This window comes from Candidatus Binatia bacterium (assembly GCA_023150935.1).
Lineage (GTDB): Bacteria > Desulfobacterota > Binatia > HRBIN30 > HRBIN30 > JAKLJW01.
In genome coordinates this window covers 1-555 of the sequence record JAKLJW010000164.1, presented here as the reverse complement: position 1 = coordinate 555, position 555 = coordinate 1, and the positions used below count along the sequence as shown (strand labels likewise).

1 protein-coding gene is annotated in these 555 nt (G+C 64.1%); it reads left to right on the top strand.

The annotated features are described in order from the left end of the window. Positions 1-555, top strand: a 555-nt coding sequence (locus L6Q96_23530; protein ID MCK6557519.1) for a DEAD/DEAH box helicase, incomplete at both ends; no start/stop codon positions are given.

Sequence of the window (555 nt, the reverse complement as noted above, 5' to 3'; positions counted from 1 at the left end):
GAAGACCTGGGCATGATCGGCGAGTTGGGCGACTGGGCCTTGCGCGTCGCCGTCGCCGATCTGGCGGCCGAGCTGCTCGAAATCCAGGCGGCGCGCGAAACCCAACCGGGCCACCCGTTCCCTGTCGACACCCCCTGGCAGCGCGAGTTCGAAGCGGCCTTTGTCTACGAGGAAACCGCCGACCAATGGCGCGCCATCGAGGCCACCAAGACCGACATGGAACGCCCGCGTCCCATGGATCGCCTGATCTGCGGCGACGTCGGCTTCGGCAAGACCGAGGTTGCCATCCGCGCCGCGTTCAAAGCCGTGATGGGTGGAAAGCAGGTGGCCATCCTCGTTCCCACCACCGTGCTCGCCCAACAGCATTACCACACCTTCTCCGAGCGCATGAGCGACTATCCGGTCACGGTCGAGCTCCTCTCGCGCTTTCGCACACGCAGGGAACAGGCCTCAACCCTCGAGAAATTGGCGGTCGGGACCGTCGATATCATCATCGGGACCCATCGGCTCCTGCAGAAGGATGTCCAATTCAAGGATCTCGGCCTGGTCGTGATC